Below are 22,778 nucleotides of genomic sequence, written 5' to 3' on the forward strand. Positions count from 1 at the left end.
GGCAGCCATGCGGCCTGTGCGGCACGGGCGCGCGGCGGCATCCGGGCAAGCGAGCTGGTGCCGGTGTGGGGCAGCAGGCCAAGGGCGGCGCGCATCAGCGTGGTCTTGCCCGATCCGTTGGGGCCGATCAGGCCGACGCATTCGCCGGGCGCGATGGTCAGCGACACGCGGTCCACCACCGGGCATTGCCCGCGCGTGACCGTCAGATCAGAGAGGTGCAGCAGGGTCATGGCAGCTCTCTCCGCGTTCTATATATAAGGTGCAGGAACAGGGGGGCGCCGATCAGGGCCATGACGACGCCGAGTTTCAGATCGCGTGAGGGCAGGATGAGCCGCACAGCGATGTCCGCCGCCAGCACCATGGAGGCGCCGCCCAGGAACGACGCCCAGAGCAGGGCCGAGGGACGCCCGCCGGTCAGGCGGCGCAGCAGATGCGGCACTATCAGGCCGACAAAGCCGACAGCGCCGGTCACGGCGGTGGCCGCACCCACGGCGGCGGCGATGCCGATCAGCAGGCGCAGGCGCAGAGCACGCATGGACATCCCCAGCGCCTCGGCCGCGTCTTCGCCCAGTGTCAGCGCATCAAGGCCCCGGCCCAGCGTGGCGAGCAGCGCCCAGCCCAGCAGCATGATCGGCAGGGCGAGGACGACGTGGCTCATGGAGCGGTCAGCCACGGAACCCATCATCCAGAAGACAATTTCGGACGCGGCATAGGGGTTGGGTGACAGGTTGAGCACGAGGGAGGTGAGCGCCCCGGCGAGGGCGGACATGGCGATGCCCGCAAGGATCAGGGTCATCGAGCCGCCGCGCGGCCCGGCGAGCAGCAGGATCAGACCCACGGCGACCAGCGCAAACAGCAGCGCGGCGAGGGGCAGGGCGAGGGTGAACAGCGCGGCGATGCCGGTTTGCAGCGCGATGACAGCGCCAAGGGCAGCGGCGCCCGACACACCGATCAGGCCGGGTTCGGCCAGAGGATTGCGCAGATAGCCCTGCATCGCAGCACCCGAGAGGCCCAGAGAGCCGCCGACCATCGCCGCGAGCAGGGCGCGGGGCAGGCGGATTTCCTGCAGGATGAGGATATGCACCGGATCGCCCCAGCCCAGCAGTGCGCTGAGCGCGATCACAGGCGTGAGGCCGACGCTGCCAAGGCAGAGCGAGGCGGTGAACAGCACCGCGAGCAGGGCCGACAGGATCAGGGCGAGTTTCATGTCCATGCTTTATCTGCTTTGGCAGCGCCTTGGGAAAATTCTGCGGCGCCCGGGATCACTGCTGCGGGCACCGCGACGGGGTTCTGTGGGGCGGTGCGCCTTAGAACGTGGCGACAACGCCGAAATAGGCGGCCCGGTCCGAGGTCTGATAGCCCGGGATCACCTGATACTGTTCATCTGTCAGGTTTTCGATGCGCAGATAGGCGCTGACCTTGTCAGTGACTGCATAATCGACGCTGGCGCTGAGGAGGGTGTAGTCTTTTACCGGGACATCCGGATCCATGCTTGTCGGACCGTAGTCGTCCGGTACATCGGCGATGCGTTTGACGTTCAGCATGCCGCGCAGCTTGTCCGTCAGCCGGGCATCGACACCAAGGGACAGGTCATAGCGCGGTACACGCGCGGAGGGATCGTCGTTGCGGTCACGGGAATCCGTATAGGTGAAAGCGCCGATCAGGGTGGCGCGATCGGTGAGGGGCAAGCGGCCCGACAGTTCGAGGCCCTTCGAAACCGTGGTTCCCGGCACCTGACTGTAGCGGTTGGTCGTGAAGTTGTAGTCGATGAGGTTGTCGATTTCGGTGTAGAACAGTGTCGCCTGCGCCGAGGCGCCGTAGCCAAAGAGTTTTTCCACTCCCAGTTCCGCATTGCGGCTGGTTTCGGCATCCATACCCGGGTTGCCATAGGTCGGATCATAAAGTTCATAAAGCGACGGCGCGCGAAAGCCGTTGGACAGCACGGCGCGCAGGGTCAGATCCGTGATCGGGCGCCAGGCCAGCGCGGCGCGCAGGGAGTTGTGACCGCCAAAATCCGAATCCTCATCGTGGCGCAGCGACAGGGACAGGTCGAGGTCGCCGCGCGGGGCGAACAGCACCTCGGAAAAGACTCCGGTGACGCGTCTGTCATCTGCGTCGTTCTTGCCTTCGCGGGTCCAGTCAGCGCCAAAGCTGAGCGTCGTCGAATCTATCGTGGTTGTGCCCTTGTAGGTGAGGGAGTCGCGTTCGCCGTCGTAGCGGGTGGTTGTGCCATCTGCGCTCAGATCGCGCGTGATCCGGTAGCGGGTGACGTCAAAGCTGTGCGTGATGCCCCCGGCGTCAAGTTCGCTGTAAGCCCGGATGGCACGGGTTTCGGTTTCGTTCAGGCCGCTTTCGGGCACGACACCATAGGGGCCGGTGTCATAATCGGCTTTTGCATCCAGAGCATAGGCGGTCACGCCGACGCGCAGGGAATCGGTCAGGTCCAGATAGCTGTCAAAGCTGAGCTGGGTGCCGGTGTATCCGTCGGCTTCGGTGAACCCGTCCCCTTCGCGGCTGGAAAAGCCGTCGCTGGTGGCGCGCGCGATGCTGAAGGCAAGGCCTGCGCGTTCGGTCGCGGTGCCAACAGAGAGGTTGCTGCGGCGGGTCTTGTTGCTGCCGGCCTCGACGCGCAGGGTGGTTTCGGTGCCCGGTTCATCCGGCGCGAGCGCTGTGGTGATGGCGACAATGCCGCCGATCGCGTCAGAGCCGTAGAGCGCGGATTGCGATCCCTTGACCACCTCGACCCGGGAAATGTCTCCCATCACGAGGTTGGACCAGTCAAAGCTGGTCTGGGGCCCGGAGGGATCCGACACGTCGATCCCGTTGATCAGTACGGGCACATAATACCCGGGCAGTCCGCGCATCCGCAGGGTGGTGGTGGTGCCGAGGCCACCGTTGGAGGTGACGCTGATCCCCGGCAGGGTCGACAGATAGTCCGAGAGCCGCGTTTGCGGTGCGGTGTCCAGCGCGTCCTGATCAACCACGTCCACTGTGGTGCCGGTGCGCGACACGGGAAGATCGCTCTGGTTGGCGTAGACGGTGATCTGGTCGAGGTCGAACGTTTGGGCGGGGGCGATGGAGGCAGGGAAAGCCGCCAGCGCAAAGAGCGAGGCGCCACGCAGAAGGTGGGACATGGTGATCCTTTCCAGATCATACCCGCAGGTGTGGCGGGGCTTGAGACTCGTCCTTGGTGTCATTGGAAAGGGGAACCCCTCCGCAAACGGTGAAAATCGTCACCACTACGGAGAACCGTAACCCGTGCGCGCCCCGCGCTGGGGTAGGGTGATCACCTTGGCAGGTCTCCTGACTTGCGGGTCGCTGCGATGGCCGGGCCTTCCCGGGGTCTGAGCCCCAGTGGCATGTTCCGGCACCGCTCGCCGCTTACAGTTGCGGGGGCAGTCGTGGATTTGCACGGGGCCTGAGCCGCACGCACCACGTTCCCTATTCACCGGATGTCGCCATCCGGACCAAGGCAGGGAATGGGTAGTGGGGGTGCGGGCCGAAATCAAGGCTTCAATCGGTGTGCTGCCCGGTGCGGCCCAGTGCCGTTCGCCGGATCCGGCCAGATATGTGACATCACCGTGACAGTCTGCCGGACTCTGAGAGCCTGGTGGTGGTTTCGCGTGGGAATGGATGGAACTCACGGGAATTCATGGGCAAGAGGCGGAAAGCGTAGCGAAAGCGAATCAAATGGTTAATAAATAGCTTGAAATGATCGATTCGATCATGTTTAGGCAGAGTTATCCTTAGGTAAGCTCCCTTTCAGGCGCCGCTGCATAATTTTTTTTGAGGTTTGTGTGAAATTTTACAAATGCGATTGAGTTACCACATCTTGTGTTAGTGAGGCATTAACCTCACCAATTAGCCGATAACTGTCCCCGTACCACCTCTAGGTTGCACGTCTTTGTGCAGGCTCTCGGCGGATCTATGCCATGGGGTGGTGTAGAAACCAGTTGATTACCATGAATTCCCATGTCATCCATAAGGCACACGATGAGGGACGGGGAAGACAGCGGGCCATCAAGAGCCCCAGCGCACAATCCCAAGACCATAAAAGCAAAAAAATTCGGCAGGTTTCATACAGGCCCCGGACTTCATCGTAAGAAACGAGATCCAGCGCGCGAGCGAGCAGACATCCCCCCAGATGGCGCGCGTAGCTGGTCACTCCCGCATAAGCGGGACAGAGACGCCGGGTTGATCAGTGGCAGCGGATCATCCCGGCGTTTTCATATTCAGGGGGCAGGCAAAAAGGGCACACGGGGCAGTGGGTCGCAGGTTCAGAGGCGAAAGCCAGCACAAGGTAGACGGAAAGGGCAGGGTGTCGATCCCGGCTTCTTTCCGTCGTGTGCTTGAAGCGTCCGATCCGAACTGGACCGAGGGCCTGAACCCCGAGCTGGTCATCGTCTATGGCGATCACCGCCGCAAATTCCTGGAATGCTACACGATCGAGGCGATGGAAGAGGTCGAAGACCAGATCGACGCCCTGCCGCGCGGCTCGATGGAGCGCAAGATGCTGGAGCGGTTGTTCACCGGCCAGAGTCACACCACCAGTGTGGACGAAACCGGCCGGCTTGTGCTGCCGATCAAGGTGCGCCAGAAGATCGGACTTGAGGGCGAGGCCTTCTTTATCGCCAGTGGCGACACCTTTCAGATCTGGAAACCCGAGACCTATGAAACCGAAGAGGTCGCCAAGACCGAGGAATGGCTTGACGGGTTGCCCGATGATTTTGATCCGCTCAGCTTGCTGGATGGCGTGAAGTTGGACGACTGAGCGATGACAGAGAAGACCCCCGAAAAAGCCCCCCATGTTCCCGTCCTGCTGCGCCCGCTCTTGCGGGCTGTCGCCCCTGTAGAGGGTGTGTGGATCGACGGCACATTCGGCGCGGGCGGCTATACGCGGGGATTGCTTGAGGCAGGGGCGGCGCAGGTCATCGGCATCGACCGTGACCCGCTGGCGCATGAGATGGCCGCGCCCTGGGTGGCAGAGTATGGCGACCGGCTGCGGCTGGTGCAGAGCAATTTCGCGCAGATGGACGAGGCTGCCACCGGGGTCGATGGTGTTGTTCTGGACCTTGGGGTCAGTTCGATGCAGCTGGACCGGGCCGAGCGCGGTTTTTCCTTTATGAAGGAAGGTCCGCTGGACATGCGGATGAGTCAGGACGGCCCGTCGGCGGCGGATCTGGTGAACGAGCTGGACGAGGTGGCGCTGGCCGAGATCCTGTTCGTCTATGGCGAGGAACGCGCGTCGCGCCGCATTGCCAAGTCGATTGTGCGTTCGCGCGAGGATGCGCCCATCACCTCGACCTTGCGGCTGTCCGGGTTGATCGAATCCTGCCTGCCCCGGTCGAAACCCGGGCAGAGCCATCCGGCAACGCGCAGCTTTCAGGCGCTGCGCATCGCGGTGAATGACGAATATGGCGCGCTGTTTGCGGGGCTGATGGCCGCTGAACGCGCGCTGAAGCCCGGCGGCACGCTGGCGGTTGTCACCTTTCATTCGGTCGAGGACCGGATGGTCAAACGGTTCCTGCAGGCGCGGGCGGGTGCAACCGGAAATGCCAACCGCTTTGCCCCCGTGCTTGAGACCGAGCCGCCGCAGTTCGAGCTGATCGGGCGCAAGGCGGTGGGGCCGGATCCGGAAGAGCTGGACGAAAACCCGCGCGCCCGGTCTGCCAAGATGCGGCTGGCGCGGCGCACCGATGCGCCCTCGGGCGAGATCGACGCCAAATCCATCGCCATGCCGATGCTGTCGAAATCCGATGGCACGGCGCGGTCGAAGGGCGGCCGCTGATGCGTTCCCTGCTGTATGTCACCACGTTTCTGGGAATGATCGGACTGGCGTTCTGGGCCTATCAGGAAAACTACAAGACCCAGGATGCGCTGGGCGAGGTGCAGAAGCTGCAGCGCGACATCGGCGCTGCGCGCGAACGTCTGGCGGTGTTGCGGGCGGAATGGGCCTATCAGAACCGGCCCGACCGGCTGCGCGATCTGGCCGATACCAATTTCGAACGTCTGGGGCTGCTGCCGCTGCGGCCCAGCCATTTCGGACGGGTGGATCAGGTCGTCTATCCGCCCGAGCCGGAACCCGTCCCCGTTGAAGATGAAGCTGAAGATCAGAGATCAGGAGCACAACAGCCATGATCCGCACCCCCTTGCGCCCGCTGGCGCGTATTCTGCAAGCCCGTGCAAAGGGCGAAAACCCCGACGCGATCGAACGCGAAAATCTGCGCATCCGGCATGAACAGATGCGCGACAAGGCCCGCAGCCGCGCCGAGGGGCGGCTTCTGGTGCTGGGTGTCATGTTCTTTTGCGCCTTTGTCGTCATCGGGGTGCAGATGGGGGTTCTGGCCAATTCAGAACCGTCCGAGCCGCGCGCGCAGGTGGCCGGTGGGTCGATCATCGCGCAGCGCGCCGATATCGTTGACCGGCGGGGCCGCATTCTGGCGACCAACATGGACACCTATAGTTTGTATGCGCATCCCCAGCAGATGGTCGACCGCGAACGGGCGATCAAGGAGCTGGTCCGCATCTTTCCCGAGCTGAACGAGGAGCGGCTGCGCAAGGATTTCACCGGCCCGCGCAAGTTCCTGTGGGTGCGCAAGAAGCTGTCGCCCGAGCAGAAGCAGGAAGTGCATGACATCGGCGAGCCCGGGCTGCTGTTCGGCCCGCGCGAGATGCGGCTTTATCCCAACGGTCATCTGGCCGCGCATGTGCTGGGCGGGTCGAGTTTCGGGCGCGAAGGTGTGCATTCCGCCGAGGTGATCGGCACGGCAGGGATCGAGAAATTCTTTGACGAGGAACTGCGTGATCCGGCCCGCGAAGGCGCGCCGCTGGAGCTGTCCATTGATCTGACGATTCAGGCGGCGATGGAGCAGGTTCTGGGCGGCGGCATGCGGCTGATGAATGCCAAGGGCGCGGCGGCGGTGCTGATGGATGTGCACACAGGTGAGGTGATTGCCATCGCCAGCCTGCCGGATTTTGACCCCAACGACCGTCCGTCGAATCCCTCGAAGGGCAGGCCGGGCGACAACCCGCTGTTCAACCGTGCGGTGCAGGGGGTCTATGAGCTTGGCTCGACCTTCAAGATCTTTGCGGTCGCGCAGGCGCTAGAGCTGGGGCTGGTCACGCCCGAGACAATCATCGACACCTCGCCGCCGTTCCGGGTGGGGGGGCATTCGATTGGCGAATTCAACGGCAAGAACTATGGCAAGCTGACGGTCGAAGGCATCATCGAGCATTCCTCGAACCGAGGCACGGGCAAGATTGCCCTGGCCATCGGCCCGCAGCGCCAGCAGGAGTTCCTGAAGTCCATGGGTCTGTTCGTGCCGACCGGACTGGAAATTGTCGAGGCGGCCGGCGGCAAGCCGCTGATTCCTGCGAAATGGACGGATCTGAGCACCGTGACCGTTGGCTATGGTCATGGCATCAGCACCTCACCGCTGCATCTGGCGGCGGGATATTCCGCCATCGCGAATGGCGGGCATGTGGTGCATCCGACGCTGCTCAAGCAAAAGAACCCGCAGCTGGGCGAGCGTATCATGTCCGAAACCACCACGGCGGCGGCGCGCAGGATGCTGCGCAAGGTGGTGACGGATGGCACTGCGAGCTTTGGCGATGTGCCGGGGTATTCGGTGGGCGGCAAGACGGGCAGCGCCGACAAACCCAAGGAAAACGGCGGCGGCTATTACAAGGACAAGCTTATCGCGACCTTCGCGTCGATGTTTCCGACGACGGATCCGAAATACGTGCTGATCCTGACGCTGGACGAGCCGTCCGACAACAGCGGTGACAAGCCGCGCCGCACTGCCGGCTGGACGGCTGTGCCCGTTGCCGCCGAGCTGATCGGCCGGATTGCGCCGCTTCTGGGCTTGCGTCCCGAGGCGGAACCGATGCAACAAGCGGGCATCGTGCTGTCCCGCAACTGAAGGGGGCGGCGCGTGTGACGCAGATCAAAGGCTGGGGGCCTTTCATGGGCGAAACCGTAAAGACACTGAGCCAGCTGGGCCTGACCGCCCGGGCAGGACGCGATGCGCAGATCCGGGGCGTGGCGGTGGACAGCCGCGATGTGAAGCCGGGCTATCTGTTTGCCGCCCTGCCGGGCACGCGCATTCATGGCGCGACCTTTATCCATTACGCGCTGAGCCTGGGCGCGACGGCGATCCTGACGGACGCCGACGGGGCGCGCATTGCGCGGACGGAGTTGGCGGCGTCGCGAGCGGCGCTGGTGATTGCCGCAGATCCGCGCCAGACGCTGGCCTTTACCGCGGCGCTGTGGTTCGGCGAGCAGCCCGAAACCATGGTGGCGGTGACCGGAACAAACGGCAAGACATCGGTTGCGACCTTTGTGCGCAAGATCTGGCAGGAGCTGGATCTGAGGGCGGTCAATGTCGGCACCACGGGGGTCGAGGGCGACTGGCAGGCGCCGCTGCGCCATACCACGCCCGAGCCGATCACCCTGCACCGCCTGCTGGCCGCGGCCGCCGAGGCGGGTGTCGCATATGGCGCGATGGAGGCGTCGTCGCACGGGCTGGAACAGCGTCGTCTGGACGGAGTGCAGCTGCGTGCGGCGGGGTTCACCAACTTCACTCAGGATCATCTGGATTACCACGCGAGCTTTGAGGATTATTTTGCCGCCAAGGCGGGGCTGTTCGCGCGGGTTCTGCCCGAGGATGGCGTGGCGGTGGTCAACATTGACGATGCGCGCGGCATCGACATGGCGGCCATTGCCCGGGCGCGGGGGCAAGGGCTGATCACTGTCGGCACCGCAGAGGGCGCGCATCTGTGCCTGATGGCGCAACGCTATGATGCCACCGGGCAGGAGGTGCGCGTTCGCTGGGATGGCCGCGTGCGCCAGATGCGGCTGGATCTGATCGGCGGCTTTCAGGCGGAAAACGTGCTGCTGGCGGCGGGGCTGGTCATTGCCTGCGGCGCGGATGCTGACCGTGTCTTTGACACCCTGCCGTTCCTGAACACCGTGCGGGGGCGGATGCAGCTGGCGGCGACCCGCGAAAACGGTGCGGCGGTCTATGTGGATTTTGCCCATACGCCCGATGCGGTGGACAAGGCGATCCGTGCACTGCGCCCGCATGTGATGGGCCGTCTGGTGGCCATCGTCGGCGCCGGGGGCGACCGCGATCCGGGCAAGCGCCCGCTGATGGGCAGTGCTGCCATGGGGGCGGCGGATCAGGTCATTGTGACCGATGACAATCCGCGTTCGGAAGATCCTGCGCTGATCCGCGCCGCCGTGATGGAGGGTGCGCCGGGAGCGATGGAAGTCGGTGACCGGGCCGAGGCGATCCTGCGCGGCGTTGACGCGCTGGGGCCGGGTGATGCGTTGCTGATCTGCGGCAAGGGGCACGAGACCGGCCAGATCGTGGGCGATACGGTGTTTCCCTTTGACGATGCCGAACAGGCGAGCCTTGCCGTGTCGGCGCTGGATGGGAACATGGCATGAGTTTGTGGAGCGCAGCCGAGGCCGCAGCGGCCACCGGGGGGCGTGCCATCGGGGATTGGGTGGCGTCGGGCGTGTCCATCGACACCCGCACCCTGATGTATGGCGATCTGTTCGTGGCGCTGAAAGTGGCGCGCGACGGGCATGACTTTGTTGCGCAGGCACTGAAGGCCGGGGCGGCGGCGGCGTTGGTCGAGCGGGTGCCCGAGGGCGTGCCCGACGATGCGCCCCTGCTGATCGTGGCGGATGTGCAGGCCGGACTTGAGGCGCTGGGCGTGGCGGCGCGCGCGCGCTGCAAGGCGCGGGTGGTTGCGGTGACCGGGTCGGTTGGCAAGACCTCGACCAAGGAGATGCTGCGCACCGTGCTGAGCGGGCAGGGGAAAACCCATGCCGCCGAGGCGAGCTATAACAACCACTGGGGCGTGCCGCTGACGCTGGCGCGGATGCCGCAGGATTCTGATTTCGCGGTGATCGAGATCGGCATGAACCACCCCGGAGAGATTGCGCCGCTGAGCCGCATGGCGCGCCCGCATGTTGCGCTGGTGACCATCGTGGCCCCGGCGCATCTTGCGGCCTTTGATGGCCTTGCGGGCATCGCGCGGGAAAAGGCGTCAATCGTCGAGGGGCTGGAGCCGAAGGGCGTGGCCATTCTGAACGGCGATCTGGACACGTCGGACATTCTGATCGACGCGGCGCGGGCCAAGGGTGCCAAGGTCGTGACCTTTGGCGAAAGTGCCGGCTGTCATCACCGGGTCAGCACCTTGCGGATCGGGGACAAGGCCACCGTGGTGCAGGGGCGGGCCTGGCGCACGCCGGTGCTGTACAAAATTTCGGTTCCGGGGCGGCATTTTGCGGTGAACGCCATGGGTGTGGTCGCCACGGCCTGGGCGCTGGGCTTGGACCGTGCCACGGCGCTGGCGGATCTGGGTCGCTGGCAACCGGGCGCCGGGCGCGGCATGCGCGAGACCATCGCCATGGATGCGGTCGAGACCCAGATGACTTTTGAGCTGATCGACGATGCCTATAACGCCAATCCCGCCTCGATGGCGGCGGCGCTGGAGGTGCTGGCGGCGGCTGAGGTGCACAACGACCTTGGCCGGGTCAGCAAGGGCCGCCGTATCGCCTATCTTGGCGACATGAAAGAGCTGGGCGAATCCGAGACAGCACTGCATGCGCAATTGGCCGAGCAGGTGGCGATGGAGAAGATCGACGTTGTGCATTGCGTGGGTCCGCTGATGCACACCCTGTACGAGGCGCTGCCGATCGAAAAGCGCGGACGCTGGACAAAAACCAGCGTTCAGATGTCCGAAACGGTGCGCCACGATCTGGACGCAGGCGATGTTGTGCTGGTCAAGGCATCGTTGAGCATGGGTTTGGCGCGTGTGGTTGACGCGATCCGCAAAATGCGCCAAGGCGCGGGCTTGGCTGACGCCTGAGGGCGCAAAAAGACCTGAACAAGGACAAGCGACATGTTGTACTGGCTGACCGGACTGTCGGATGGCGGAGATTTCTTCAACCTTTTCCGTTATATCACCTTTCGTGCCGGCGGGGCCTTTATCACCGCGCTGGTGTTCGGGTTCATCTTTGGTCTGCCGCTGATCAACGTGCTGCGCCGCAGTCAGGGCAAGGGTCAGCCGATCCGGTCCGACGGCCCCGAGGGGCATTTCATCAAGGCCGGTACGCCGACCATGGGTGGTTTGCTGATCGTTGGCGCGCTGCTGACCTCGACTTTGCTTTGGGCGCGGCTGGACAATCCGTTCATCTGGATGGTGCTGTTTGTCACCATGTCCTTTGCCGCCATCGGTTTTGCCGATGATTACGCGAAGGTGCGCAAGCAAAGCTCGGCCGGGGTGTCGGGGCGGGTGCGGTTGCTGCTGGGCTTTCTGATTGCCGGGATCGCGGCCTACTGGGCCTCTGTCTATCATCCCGCAGAGCTGACCAACGAGCTGGCGCTGCCGGTGTTCAAGAACACGCTGATCCATATGGGGTGGCTGTTTATCCCGTTTGCGATGTTCGTCATCGTCGGGTCGGCCAATGCGGTGAACCTGACCGATGGTCTGGATGGCCTTGCCATCATGCCGGTGATGATTGCGGCTGGCACGCTGGGTGTGATCGCCTATGCGGTGGGGCGGGTCGACTTTTCCGACTACCTTGATGTGCATTATGTGCCGGGCACGGGCGAGATCCTGATCTTTACGGCGGCGCTTATCGGCGGGGGACTGGGCTTTTTGTGGTATAACGCGCCCCCAGCGGCGGTGTTCATGGGCGATACCGGATCTCTGGCTCTGGGTGGGGCACTGGGTGCGATTGCGGTCGCGACCAAGCACGAGATCGTGCTGGGCATTGTCGGCGGGCTGTTTGTGGTCGAGGCGCTGTCGGTCATCATTCAGGTGCTCTATTTCAAACGCACGGGTAAACGTGTGTTCCTGATGGCACCGATCCATCACCACTATGAAAAGAAGGGCTGGGCCGAGCCGACCATCGTGATCCGGTTCTGGATCATCTCGCTCATCCTTGCCATCATTGGCCTTGCGACGCTGAAGGTCCGCTGATCTGTCCATGCGCGCACTGGCGTGATCTGAGCGCCGCTGAGGGGGTGTGAATCATTCTGCCAGAGGGGCTCTGCCACCTCTGCCTGCATGCGGGCTGTAACATGCCTGCCGGGGTTTTGGCGTGCGGTTGCGCAGATCTGGCTTTTTGCGCTGCGTCCCCTAGTGTTCTGTTCAGGATGGGCAGGAGGCAGATGTGCGGGACGGGACCATAGGAATAGAGGCACCGGTGATCACCGGTGCGGCGCGGCCGGGGCTGTGCACCGATTGCGGTGTGTCGCGGATGGGCGATGGCAAGGGCTGCGGCGCGGCCTGTCAGTTCATCCAGCCGGATTATCCGGGGCTTGAGGCGCGGGTTCACGGGCGGGTGGCCGACCCCGGTCAGGGGGATGAGGCATTTTTTGGCGTGACGCTGGCCATGCACCGCGCGCGGCTGGTGCCTGCGGCCAGCGGCGCGCAATGGACGGGGCTGACCACTGCACTGGCCGAGGCGCTGTTGCGCAGCGGCGCGGTGGAGGCGGTGCTGGCCACCGCGCCGGACCCCGAAGACCGCTGGAAGCCGCTGCCGGTGATCGTGACCGACCCGGACGAGATGGCCCGCTGCCGGGGCATGCGCATGGGATTTGGCCCGCTTCTGGCGCTGCTGGAGCCTGCGGCGGCGGCGGGGTACAAGCGCATCGCGGTGGTGGGCATTCCCTGTCAGGTCTATGCCCTGCGCGCGCTGGAGGCGCAGCTGGGGTTCGAGGCGATCACGGTGATCGGTACACCCTGTTCGGACAACACCACAACCGAGAATTTCCACCATTTCCTGAGCCTGCTGGACTCGCGGCCCGAGACGATTTCCTATCTGGAGTTTCGCACGGATTTCAAGGTGGAGCTGCGCTTTGACGACGGGCGCAAGCGGCGGCTGGTGCCGTTCCTGTCGCTGCCGATTTCCGATCTGCCGGCAGACTTCTTTCCGATGACCTGCAAGACCTGCGTCGATTACACCAACCGGCTGGCGGATATCACCGTGGGCTACATGGGCGGCGATGGGGATCAGTGGCTGATCGTGCGCAACGAGCGGGGCGCCAAGGTGCTGGACCTGCTGGGTGAGCGGGTGGTCTTTGGCGCGCTGAGCGACAAGGGCAAGCGCGAGGGGGCGGTGAAGGGGTTCATGGCCAATACCGAGCGCGCCGCCGGGGGGATGCCCTTGCGGCGGATGCCGGACTGGCTGCGCCCGGTGGTGTCGTTTCTGCAGCCGCGGGTCGGGCCGCGGGGTCTGGAGTTCGCCCGGGCGCGGGTCGAGATGAAGGCGGTAGAGACGATCCTGCATCTGCGCCGGGCCTATCCGGCGCGGATCAAGAACATGGTGCCGGGCCATGTCTGGCGGGTGGCGGCACGCTATGGGCTGGTCCCGGGTGAGGGTGAACGGCGGGACTGAGGTTAGGGTGTGCCGCTTGCAGGCGGGCTTCGGGGCGCTGTCCTGCTCATGCAGGGGCGGATGAGAGGGGGGCGGAGGTGCTGCCCTCACCGCTTTGGGTCAGTCGAGAGGTGACCGGCGGCTCTGCCCCCGGTCGCGCCGGGGAGGTTGAGACGTGGATCCGGGGGCTCTGCCCCCGTCGCGCCGGGGCGGATGAGACGTGGGTCCGGGGGCTCTGCCCCCGGTCGCGCGGGCGCGACTCCCCCGGGATATTTTTGGGCAGATGAAACCGGGGAGGCTCTGGCAAGGGAGGGCGGGATCGGATAGCGCTGGCGCAGGTTTTCTTTGGGGGCAACATGATACCGGTTCAGGGATTTGAAGGTCAGAACGTGGCCGTGCTGGGGCTGGGACGCTCTGGGCTTGCGGCGGCGCGGGCGCTGGTTGCGGGGGATGCCGTGCCGGTCTGCTGGGATGACAGCCCAGAGGCGCGCGAACGTGCCATGGCCGAGGGTTTTGCGGTGCGCGAACTGACCCGCGCCGGGGCGTTTGACGATATCGCCTCTCTGGTGGTCAGCCCGGGTATTGCGCATCTTTATCCGGCGCCCAATCCGGTGATCTCGGCCGCCTGGGCGGCGGGGGTGCCGGTTGACAATGATATCGGGATGTTCTTCCGCTCGCTCGCCCTGAGCGACTGGGATCAGTATGATGTGCTGCCGCGCGTGGTGGCGGTGACCGGGTCGAACGGCAAATCCACCACCTCTGCGCTGATCCATCATATCCTGAGCGAGTCGGGGCGGGAAAGCCAGCTGGCGGGAAACATCGGCCGGGGCGTGCTGGACATCGACCCGCCGGGAGAGGCGGGTGTCGTGGTGCTGGAGCTGAGTTCCTATCAGACCGATCTGGCCCGGTCCCTGACGCCGGATGTGGCGGTGTTCACCAATCTTTCGCCCGACCATCTGGACCGGCATGCAGGGCTTGGCGGCTATTTCGCGGCCAAGCGGCGGCTGTTTGCCGAAGGCGGCCCCGACCGCGCGGTGATCGGCGTCGACGAGGCTGAGGGGCAATATATGGCCAATCAGCTGAGCGAGGGGCCGGGGGATGACCGGGTGATCCGCATCTCTTCGGGTCAGAAGCTGGGTGGTCCGGGCTGGGATGTCTTTGCGCGCAAGGGATTCCTGAGTGAATGGCGCAAGGGGCGGCAGGTGGCCTCTGTCGATCTGCGCGGCATCAAGGGGCTGCCGGGGGCGCATAACCATCAGAACGCCTGCGCCGCCTTTGCGGTGTGTCGCGCGCTGGGCATGGGACCCAAGCAGATCGAGGCGGCGCTGCACAGCTTCAGCGGGTTGCCGCACCGCAGCCAGATCGTGGCAGAGGCGGGTGGCGTGAGCTATGTGAACGATTCCAAGGCGACGAATGTCGATTCGGCCGTGAAGGCGCTGCTGGCTTTTGACAACATTCGCTGGATCTGTGGCGGATTGCAGAAGGACGGTGGGCTGGACGGGCTGGCACCGGGGCTGGGCAATGTGCGCAAGGCCTATGTCATCGGGCGCGAGGCCGCGGGGTTTGCGCTTGGCCTTGGCGGGACAGAGGCAGAGATCTGCACCACGATGCAGGTGGCCGTGGCCCATGCGATGGCAGAGGCCGAGCCGGGGGATGTGGTCCTGCTGGCTCCGGCGACGGCCAGCTTTGATCAATATGACAATTTCGAGCAGCGCGGTAATGATTTCATGGCGCGGGTGCGCGAGGGGCTCGGCCTGAGCCAGGAGGTTTCGACTGAAAGCTGAGAGTCATCAGGCCATCCCCCTTGCGCGGGCCACATCGCGCGTCTGAGAGGCGGAGTTGTTGACTCAGCTCTGCCGCTTCAGACGTCGCAGGGCGCTTTGAGGGCTGGGTGGCCTGTGTAGACCAGAGGTGGACTTGGTCAGCTGTCGTGGATGGATTTGCGCAAAGGCGCCAGCAGGTTCATGTAGATCGCCTGCGGATGCACGACGCCCAGCTGCGCCGGTATTTCAGGCAGGTCCAGAATCTTGGCAATCGCAAAGCGGTGGATGCCGCCGCTCGCGCGCAGCAATGTGCCGTCGCGGCCCACGTGGATCAGGATGCCGCCATGTTCGCGGCGGAAATACTCCGGCATTTCCGCCCGCGTCAGAAGACGGCCAAGGCGCTGAACCTCGTCGAACACACGATCAAGACCGGCGTAGCGGGCCATGACGTCCTCTCTGCTGGTGCAGGCGTCCGGAGTGCGGCCTTCGGCCACCTGGCGGATCATCTCCTGAACCTGTGGCGTCTGCTCCCACGGGACGCCGTCGATAAAGTGCATTCTGCAGCTGTCGTACTTTATATAGCTTTCAACCCTCTGGCGTTGCAGGTCCCAGTCGCCATCCACGATGCGTCCACTTTGCTGACGTCGCAGGCTGCGGCCTTCCTTGCCCCTCGTGTAGTGAAAGTTCACATCGCGTGGCCGGACATAGATGCATTCATCCGACCTTGGGGCATCGGGGCCATAAAGGACGCGGTTCCACCAGTCGCGCATGGCCTTGCGCGGCACATGTGCTTCGATCGAGCGCCGCAGATTGAGCGGGTGCAGGGTGGGGTGGTCAGCAAAAGCCATGGAGACGCCATCTGTAACAGTTAGTGGACTACTTTATGACGTTTCCATGATTTTTCAAGTTGGGTGAGGTGTGAGAATGCTCACAAACGGTTGAGCAGCCTGAAGCAATCAAGGCCCCGTGGAAGCACTTTGCTGCAGATTCGGCTGCTTTCCGCCGTGAGGGTGGTCTGTTGCAGATGGGCTAGCTGCGACGGTCGCCCGCATTGGGAATCGCTGTTCGAATCGCTGTGCCGGCTGCGTGGCCCGACGACCAGGCCCATTGAAAGTTGTAGCCGCCCAGCCATCCGGTCACATCCACCGCTTCGCCGATGAAATAGAGACCCGGAACGGTCTTGGACATCATGCTGGACGAGGACAGACCGTTGGTGTCGACGCCGCCCAGGGTCACTTCGGCGGTGCGGTAGCCTTCGGAGCCGCCGGGGGTCAGGATCCAGCGGCTGAGCGCGTCCGAAAGCGCGTCGATTCGCGTGTCGGACAAATCGCCAAGGTTGCCTTTGAAATCCATGCTCTGGGCCAGGTGGTCCACAAGGCGCGCAGGCAGGTGGCGGGCGAGTTCCGTGGTCAGGGCGCGCCGGCCTTCGGTCTGGCGCTTGTCGCGCAGGATCTGCGCCAGCGGGGTGGTCGGCAAGAGGTCGACGGCGATATCCCCGCCTTCCCGCCAGTAGCTTGAGATCTGAAGGATCGCCGGTCCCGACAACCCGCGATGGGTGAACAGCAGCGCCTCGTCGAAATGGGTGGTGCCGCTGGTCACGCGCGCCGGGGTGGCGATCCCGGCCAGCGGGACAAAGCGGTCTTCGGCAAAGGTGAGCGGCACGAGGCCGGGGCGGGTGTCGGTCATGGCCATGCCGAACTGCCGGGCAATGTCATAGGCGAGGCCGGTGGCGCCCATTTTGGGGATCGACTTGCCCCCGGTGGCGACTACCAGATTCTGCGCGGTGACGTTGGTGGTTTTGCCGTCGCGTTCGAGGGTGGCGGCAAAGCCGTCCTCTGTCTTGCGCAGATCGCTGATGCGGGTCTGCAGCCAGAGCTGGGCGCGCGCGGCCTCAGCTTCGGCCAGCAGCATGGCGACGATATCCTTGGCCGAGCGGTCACAGAACAGCTGGCCCAGCGTCTTTTCATGCCAGGGGATCGCGTGGCGTTGCACGAGGTCGAGGAAATCCCACTGGGTGTAGCGGCTGAGCGCGGATTTGTGGAAATGCGGATTTTCGCCCAGGAAGTTTTTGAAATCGCTGTGCATATTGGTGAAATTGCAGCGCCCGCCGCCAGAAATCCGGATCTTTTCTCCGGGGGCGCGGGCGTGATCAATCAGCAAAGTGCCGGGGCCCGCATGGGCTGCTGCCATCAGGCCGGCTGCCCCGGCGCCCAGGATGAGGGTGGTCACGTTCATGGTGCCGATTAGCCATGCCCTGCGGCCGTGTGCAAGGGGCAGGTGGGCGCGCGGCGCGAAATTGTGAGCGCGCGGGGCCTGAGCGAGCGCGTGCGCGCGACGTCCTGCGACTCTTGTCCGTCTGGCGGCCTGCGGTGCGCGTGGCCTGCCTCTGGCTGCGCCAAGGTGCCTTGGCCGTTGGCCCGTGCAAGAGGCTGAAATATGAAGATGCGGATCTGGAAGCAGATGAAGAACGCGGCTTTGCCCGTCTTCATAATCTACACTCGCAATTCCGACAGGCACGGCCCGGTGCGGTGTTGGGCCATTGACCGCGGCGGCGGCGACGCTTATGGCGCAGGGGCGCGGAGGGCTGGATGGTCGCGAGGGGGCTTGTCCCCTTCGAGGAAAGTCCGGACTCCATAAAGCAACGGTGCCGGGTAACGCCCGGGCAGGGCAACTTGACGGACAGCGCCACAGAGAACAGACCGCCCGTCGCACCGAAGGTGCGCCAATGGACATTCCAGAGGTGTGCCGACGGAGATTGCGGCGGGTAAGGGTGAAACGGTGGGGTAAGAGCCCACCGGGGGACTGGCAACAGGACCCGCATGGCAAGCCCCACCGGGAGCAACGCCGAATAGGGACCCCGCGCGGGATTGATCCTTACGGGGATATCACTGCAGGGCCGCTTCAGCCCAGGGGTCCGGGTTGGCAGCTTGAGCCACGTAGTAATGCGTGGCCTAGAGGAATGGCCATCTCCGGCAGGGCAACCTGTCGCAGACAGAATCCGGCTTACAGGCCCTCCGCGCAATTTATTCTCTGTTCAGCCGTTGACTTGGGCGGTGCCATAGGTAAAAGGCGGGTTCTATGATTTCACGGGCCGCGGACGGCCTGTTGCAGGAGACAGACCATGGCGAAGCCGACAACAATCAAGATCCGCCTGAATTCGACAGCAGGCACCGGCCACTTCTACGTGACCAAGAAAAATGCACGCACGATGACAGAGAAAATGGCGGTCAATAAATACGACCCCATTGTGCGCAAGCATGTCGAATACAAGGAAGGCAAGATCAAATAAGATCGCCCTTCCGAACTCGGGATACCCGAGGGACAGGAAAACGCCACATCGGAGAAATCCGGTGTGGCGTTTTTGCGTTTGGAGATGTGTGTGCTGCGCCGCTTTTGCAGGATGAGGGCCAAGGCTGAGGTATTTGCGATCCGGCAGTGCTGGCAGGGCGTGGATGCAGGGCGTTGGCGGCCTGTCTCCGGCGGGGCGAGAGGGGGCTTGCTGGGGCGCTTTTGCACTGCCGATGCGCGCGGGACGCTGCGCTGTCGTTCGCGCAACCCGCTCCCCGGCGACGGCAGGTCGGTGCCTGCGCACCATAAAAAAGGCCGGTCAGAAGACCGGCCTTTGTGGTTCTTATGGGACTGTGGGGTCGCTTAGTTGCGGTTGCCGAACAGCTGCAGCAGGAACATGAACATGTTGATGAAGTCGAGGTAGAGACGCAGCGCGCCCATGATCGCCGACTTGCCAAGCCATTCGCTGTCCGCGTGGCGGGCATGTTCGATATATTCGTTCTTGATCGACTGCGTGTCATAGGCGGTGAGGCCAGCAAAGATCAGCACACCGAGGATCGAGATCGCGAACATGATCGCGGGCGAGCCGATGAAGATGTTGATCACCGAAGCCACGATCAGGCCAATCACACCCATCATCAGGAAGGTGCCCATGGCGGACAGGTCCTTCTTGGTGGTGTAGCCGTACAGCGACAGCGCGGCGAAGGAGATTGAGGTCACGAGGAAGACCTGCGCGATCGACATGCCGGTGAAGGCAACAAAGATCCAGGCCAGCGACAGACCCATCACGGCGGCGAAGGCATAAAAGAAGGCCTGTGCGGCAGCTGCCGAGAATTTGTTGATCATCGCGCTGAAGGCGAAGACCATGATCAGCGGCGCGAACATCACGACCCAGCCGAGAATGGTCATGCTGCCCGTCGTGGGATCGCGCAGGATGTTGAAGAGATCCGGGCTGGTGCCCACTGCCCATGCGACGAGGAACGTCAGCAGCATGCCAACGGACATCGTTCCATAGACTTTGTTCATGTGGGTCCGAAGACCCTGATCAATCTGGGCGCGGGCACCGGATGCCGTCGTCGTCCCGATTGTTTTGAATTCAGCCATTGAAGCCTCCGAAAAAAGAACATGTCTGCCGGGAGCCCGGCGCGTGTCATTAATATTGGCAATCGAAGTCGTGTATTCAAGGTTTATCGGTGCGACATAGCGCCAAAACCGAGCTTTATGGTCATGAATCCCCCAAAGGGTTCAGGCAGCGGGGGATTCTGCGGATTTGTTGCAAATCAGGGCCGGTCGTGTGCTGCGGATGGGTCAGGCCTGCCAGTTCACCGGGGCATCCCAGATCGGGCGGTTTGCTTCGCGCAGGGCGTCGCTGCGGGTCAGGCCCAGATCGTTCAGGGCGTGATCGTCCAGACGGGCGAGGGCGCGGCGCTGACGATAAAGCGCGGCGGCGGCGAGCAAGGTTGTGAGCAGACTGCGCGAGGGGCGGGGTTGCAGGCGGGCGAGTGTTGCTGTGAGGGCCATGGGAGCCTCCTTCAGTTCTGGTGATGAGGTTGGTGAGTCGTATGTTGTTGCTTGATGTATATGTGCCCTGTGATACATATGTGAAACGAATGTTATTGAGATGTGCCATCAAGGAATGTGATGAATGCGAAATCTGGACATCACGACGCTGCGCTCTTTCGTGGCGGTCGCCCAATCCGGGGGCGTGACCCGCGCGGCCGGGTTTCTGAACCTGACGCAATCTGCGGTGTCGATGCAGCTCAAGCGGCTCGAAGAGATGCTGGATCTGAACCTGCTGGACCGGTCGGGGCGGGGGGTTGCACTGACGCCGTCGGGTGAGCAGTTGCTGACCTATGCGCAGCGGATGATTGATCTCAACGATGAGATCTATGTTAAACTGACGGATCAGATCTATGAGGGCGAGGTCTATTTCGGGGTGCCCGAGGATATTCTGTACCCGGTCGTCCCGCAGGTGCTGCGCAGGTTCAACGCGGCGTTTCCGCGAATGCAGGTGCATCTGAAGACGTCGAACACCTTTACCCTGTTGCAGGAATACGGGCGCGGAGAGGTCGACATCATCCTGACCACTGAGGAACACAGCCATGGCGAGACCTTGCAGGAGACGCCGTTGCGCTGGCACGGGGCGCCGGGCGGGACAGCCTGGCGGCAGCGGCCACTGCCCTATGCTCAGGCGCGGATCTGCGCGTTTCGCTCATCGGTGATCCGGCGGCTGGATGCGGCTGGTGTGCCGTGGTTTCAGGTGATCGATTCGGACAGTGACCGCAGCATCGAGGCGACGGTGAGTGCGGATCTGGGGGTGGTCGCGCTTCTCGAAGGGCATGCGCCGCCGCAGCTGGCGGCGATTGACGTGGGCGAGGCCCTGCCCGATCTGGGCACGATGAAGATCAACTTGCATTCCGGCGGTGCAAAAGGCGAGCCCCTGCGCGCCCTGTCGGACATGATCCGGCAGGGATTCGCGGCGCTGTGATCCTGCTGCGCTACGATCCTGAGGAGCCTGCCCCGGATGGGGGCAGGCACGGATGCCTCGGCCCCGCCCTTGCAGAGCGGAGCCTCAGTCTGGTTGCACCGTGACGCGCTGTGTCGGGCGGCTGTTTGTGTGGAGGGGTGGAGTGCCTCCGGCGGGGATATTTAGGGGCAGATGAAACCGGGGGATCAGGTGATTTTAATCACCACCTTGCCGGTCGAGGCGCGGCTGCGCAGCAGTTCCATCCCCTCTGCCGCCTGTTCGAGGGGCAGGATGTGGCTGACATGGGGTTTTATCCGGCCCGCGCTGTACCAGGCCATCAGGGTGGCCAGACTGTCGGTCAGCACCTTGGGGCTGAACTGCAGATAGCCGCCCCAGTAGACACCGTGCACGGTGATGTTCTTGACCAGCAGGTGGTTGGCCTTGATCTGCGGCACGGCGCCGCTGGCGAACCCGATGCTGAGAATGCGCGCCTCTGGTCGGCAGGAGCGGAAGGCGGCGGTGAACTGATCGCCGCCGACCGGGTCGTAGACCACATCCGAGCCGCCGAGGTCCTTCATCACCGCGCGCAGATCGTCGGTCTGTGCGTCGATCAGGACATCGGCGCCTGCGGCCTGTGCGGCTGCAAGCTTGTCCGCGCCGCGTGCGCAAGCCACAACGCGGGCACCCATGAGTTTGCCGATTTCGACTGCGGTGAGGCCGACACCGCCCGCGGCCCCCAGCACCAGGAGCGTCTCGCCGGGTTGCAGGCGGGCGCGGTGGGACAGGGCCAGATGGCTGGTGCCATAGGCGACCTGAAAGGCGGCGGCATCGGTGAAGGGCATGGCATCGGGCAGATGCACGGCGCGGGTGGCGTCAAAGCAGCCATACTCGGCCAGGCCACCCTGCCCGCCAAACACCGCGACCCGGTCCCCCAGCGCAAAGCCCGAGACATCGTGGCCCAGGGCGTCGATGGTTCCTGCCACTTCCATCCCCAAAGTGAAGGGCAGGGGCGGTGTTTCCTGATAGCTGCCGCTGGCCATCAGGAGGTCTGCAAAGTTCAGCCCGCAGGCCGCAACTTTGACGCGAATCTCTTTGGCAGCCGGATCCGGCACCGGAAGGGTCCCCAAAGAGGGCGCTATGTCATGTGACATAGTCATAAAGACACGCATTTGCTGAATCCTTTTGTCCTGAATTTCAGTACTGCGTTATTTCATCTTATTGTCAAATGCTTAGAGACTATGATAGATTTAGGGGATAAGGCTTTTGGCGCTTTGTGCCTCGCGCGGAAGCTGCATTTGATTAACCTAATACAGTTTATGGATATCAATTTTCTTGCGTATCCAAACTTTTAAGCTGTAGTTTCTGGAAGGCTGAAGGGGTGCTCAGCCGAATGTGTGATGATGTCGCGAGGTATTTTCCTGGCTGCATCTGCTTTTCTGATTTAGTAGCCGAAGGAAGAACAATTAATGACGCACCCTGTAGATGTCCATGTCGGAAAACGTGTTCGCCACCGCCGTTGGCTGGTGGGTATGACGCAACAGCAGCTGGCTGAGCGCGTTGGCATAAAGTTTCAGCAGATTCAGAAATACGAAACAGGTGCGAACCGCGTAAGTGCGTCGCGTCTTTGGGATATTGCAGATGCGCTGGAAGTTCCGGTGAGCTTTTTCTTTGAAGGTCTGTCCACCGAGGACTCCGGTACGCCCGTTCACGATGGTGTGCCTGCCGATCTGTTTGGTGACAAGGAGGCGCTGGATCTGGTGCGTTCCTATTACGCCATTCCGGAAAATCAGCGGCGCCGCCTTTTCGAACTTGCGCGGGTCCTGTCCGACGTTGCTTGAGCCTGCACGATGCCTGCAGTAGC

Annotated in this window: 20 protein-coding genes, 1 other RNA gene and 1 riboswitch; of the genes, 13 read left to right on the top strand and 8 right to left on the bottom strand. The window is 63.5% G+C overall.

The window, feature by feature from the left end; genetic code table 11:
* The 3 genes from P775_RS17055 to P775_RS17065 form a co-directional block, all read right to left on the bottom strand.
* Positions 1-230, bottom strand: a 230-nt coding sequence (locus P775_RS17055; protein WP_143520941.1) for an ATP-binding cassette domain-containing protein, incomplete at its 3' end; no start/stop codon positions are given.
* Positions 227-1,207, bottom strand: coding sequence for a FecCD family ABC transporter permease (locus P775_RS17060; RefSeq protein WP_099912429.1), 981 nt, complete (start codon positions 1,205-1,207; stop codon positions 227-229). The genes P775_RS17055 and P775_RS17060, both read right to left, overlap by 4 nt.
* Before the next feature lie 100 nt (positions 1,208-1,307).
* The gene (locus tag P775_RS17065; RefSeq protein ID WP_180287483.1) at positions 1,308-3,134 is read right to left on the bottom strand and encodes a TonB-dependent receptor plug domain-containing protein; all 1,827 of its coding nucleotides are present in this window, start codon (positions 3,132-3,134) and stop codon (positions 1,308-1,310) included.
* Positions 3,135-3,276: 142 nt separating this feature from the next.
* Positions 3,277-3,487: riboswitch (cobalamin riboswitch) on the bottom strand.
* Positions 3,488-4,264: 777 nt separating this feature from the next.
* Here P775_RS17065 and mraZ point away from each other — a divergent pair.
* The 9 genes from mraZ to murD all read left to right on the top strand — a co-directional run bounded on the left by mraZ (position 4,265) and on the right by murD (position 15,183).
* Positions 4,265-4,771 (top strand): division/cell wall cluster transcriptional repressor MraZ, encoded by a 507-nt coding sequence (gene mraZ, locus P775_RS17070; protein ID WP_099912107.1) that lies wholly within the window; start codon positions 4,265-4,267, stop codon positions 4,769-4,771.
* 3 nt (positions 4,772-4,774) lie between these two features.
* Entirely contained in the window at positions 4,775-5,788 is a 1,014-nt protein-coding gene (gene rsmH / locus P775_RS17075) for a 16S rRNA (cytosine(1402)-N(4))-methyltransferase RsmH (RefSeq protein ID WP_099912108.1), read from the top strand.
* Positions 5,788-6,138 (top strand): cell division protein FtsL, encoded by a 351-nt coding sequence (gene ftsL, locus P775_RS17080; protein ID WP_099912109.1) that lies wholly within the window; start codon positions 5,788-5,790, stop codon positions 6,136-6,138. Before rsmH ends, ftsL begins: the two co-directional genes overlap by 1 nt.
* Positions 6,135-7,922: a peptidoglycan D,D-transpeptidase FtsI family protein gene (locus P775_RS17085; protein WP_099912110.1), complete on the top strand. Its 1,788-nt coding sequence runs from the start codon at positions 6,135-6,137 to the stop codon at positions 7,920-7,922. The genes ftsL and P775_RS17085 overlap by 4 nt, the downstream gene beginning before the upstream one ends.
* Before the next feature lie 44 nt (positions 7,923-7,966).
* Positions 7,967-9,451: a UDP-N-acetylmuramoyl-L-alanyl-D-glutamate--2,6-diaminopimelate ligase gene (locus P775_RS17090; RefSeq protein WP_099912430.1), complete on the top strand. Its 1,485-nt coding sequence runs from the start codon at positions 7,967-7,969 to the stop codon at positions 9,449-9,451.
* A complete protein-coding gene (locus tag P775_RS17095; RefSeq protein WP_099912111.1) occupies positions 9,448-10,884 on the top strand; it encodes a UDP-N-acetylmuramoyl-tripeptide--D-alanyl-D-alanine ligase in 1,437 nt (478 codons plus the stop codon). Before P775_RS17090 ends, P775_RS17095 begins: the two co-directional genes overlap by 4 nt.
* A gap of 33 nt (positions 10,885-10,917) precedes the next feature.
* The gene (mraY, locus tag P775_RS17100) at positions 10,918-12,000 is read left to right on the top strand and encodes a phospho-N-acetylmuramoyl-pentapeptide-transferase (protein ID WP_099912112.1); all 1,083 of its coding nucleotides are present in this window, start codon (positions 10,918-10,920) and stop codon (positions 11,998-12,000) included.
* A 193-nt stretch (positions 12,001-12,193) separates the two neighbouring features.
* A complete protein-coding gene (locus P775_RS17105; RefSeq protein WP_245875738.1) occupies positions 12,194-13,420 on the top strand; it encodes a Coenzyme F420 hydrogenase/dehydrogenase, beta subunit C-terminal domain in 1,227 nt (408 codons plus the stop codon).
* 335 nt (positions 13,421-13,755) lie between these two features.
* Positions 13,756-15,183, top strand: coding sequence for a UDP-N-acetylmuramoyl-L-alanine--D-glutamate ligase (gene murD, locus P775_RS17110; protein WP_099912113.1), 1,428 nt, complete (start codon positions 13,756-13,758; stop codon positions 15,181-15,183).
* A gap of 137 nt (positions 15,184-15,320) precedes the next feature.
* On the opposite strand, the gene P775_RS17115 is transcribed toward murD, so the two are convergent.
* Positions 15,321-16,010 (bottom strand): hypothetical protein, encoded by a 690-nt coding sequence (locus P775_RS17115; protein ID WP_099912114.1) that lies wholly within the window; start codon positions 16,008-16,010, stop codon positions 15,321-15,323.
* Between the two features lie 181 nt (positions 16,011-16,191).
* A complete protein-coding gene (locus tag P775_RS17120; protein WP_099912115.1) occupies positions 16,192-17,397 on the bottom strand; it encodes a BaiN/RdsA family NAD(P)/FAD-dependent oxidoreductase in 1,206 nt (401 codons plus the stop codon).
* Positions 17,398-17,738: 341 nt separating this feature from the next.
* On the opposite strand from P775_RS17120, the gene rnpB reads away from it, so the two are divergent.
* Positions 17,739-18,184, top strand: an RNA gene (gene rnpB, locus P775_RS17130) — RNase P RNA component class A.
* 99 nt (positions 18,185-18,283) lie between these two features.
* The gene (gene rpmG / locus P775_RS17135) at positions 18,284-18,451 is read left to right on the top strand and encodes a 50S ribosomal protein L33 (RefSeq protein WP_099912117.1); all 168 of its coding nucleotides are present in this window, start codon (positions 18,284-18,286) and stop codon (positions 18,449-18,451) included.
* Positions 18,452-18,813: 362 nt separating this feature from the next.
* Here rpmG and P775_RS17140 read toward each other — a convergent pair whose 3' ends face one another.
* Together P775_RS17140 and P775_RS17145 are read right to left on the bottom strand one after the other, a co-directional pair.
* Positions 18,814-19,554: a Bax inhibitor-1/YccA family protein gene (locus P775_RS17140; protein WP_099912118.1), complete on the bottom strand. Its 741-nt coding sequence runs from the start codon at positions 19,552-19,554 to the stop codon at positions 18,814-18,816.
* A gap of 204 nt (positions 19,555-19,758) precedes the next feature.
* Positions 19,759-19,971 carry a DUF1127 domain-containing protein gene (locus P775_RS17145; protein WP_099912119.1) on the bottom strand — a complete coding sequence of 71 codons (213 nt, stop codon included), beginning with the start codon at positions 19,969-19,971 and terminating at the stop codon, positions 19,759-19,761.
* Between the two features lie 124 nt (positions 19,972-20,095).
* On the opposite strand from P775_RS17145, the gene P775_RS17150 reads away from it, so the two are divergent.
* Positions 20,096-20,938 (top strand): LysR family transcriptional regulator, encoded by an 843-nt coding sequence (locus tag P775_RS17150; protein WP_099912120.1) that lies wholly within the window; start codon positions 20,096-20,098, stop codon positions 20,936-20,938.
* A 185-nt stretch (positions 20,939-21,123) separates the two neighbouring features.
* Here P775_RS17150 and P775_RS17155 read toward each other — a convergent pair whose 3' ends face one another.
* On the bottom strand, positions 21,124-22,086 hold the full coding sequence (locus P775_RS17155; protein WP_099912121.1) for an NADPH:quinone oxidoreductase family protein: 963 nt from the start codon (positions 22,084-22,086) through the stop codon (positions 21,124-21,126).
* Between the two features lie 297 nt (positions 22,087-22,383).
* Here P775_RS17155 and P775_RS17165 point away from each other — a divergent pair, with 297 nt between their 5' ends.
* A complete protein-coding gene (locus P775_RS17165; RefSeq protein ID WP_099912123.1) occupies positions 22,384-22,755 on the top strand; it encodes a helix-turn-helix domain-containing protein in 372 nt (123 codons plus the stop codon).
* The last annotated feature ends 23 nt before the right edge of the window (positions 22,756-22,778 follow it).

The organism is Puniceibacterium antarcticum, assembly GCF_002760615.1.
Classification (GTDB): domain Bacteria; phylum Pseudomonadota; class Alphaproteobacteria; order Rhodobacterales; family Rhodobacteraceae; genus Puniceibacterium; species Puniceibacterium antarcticum.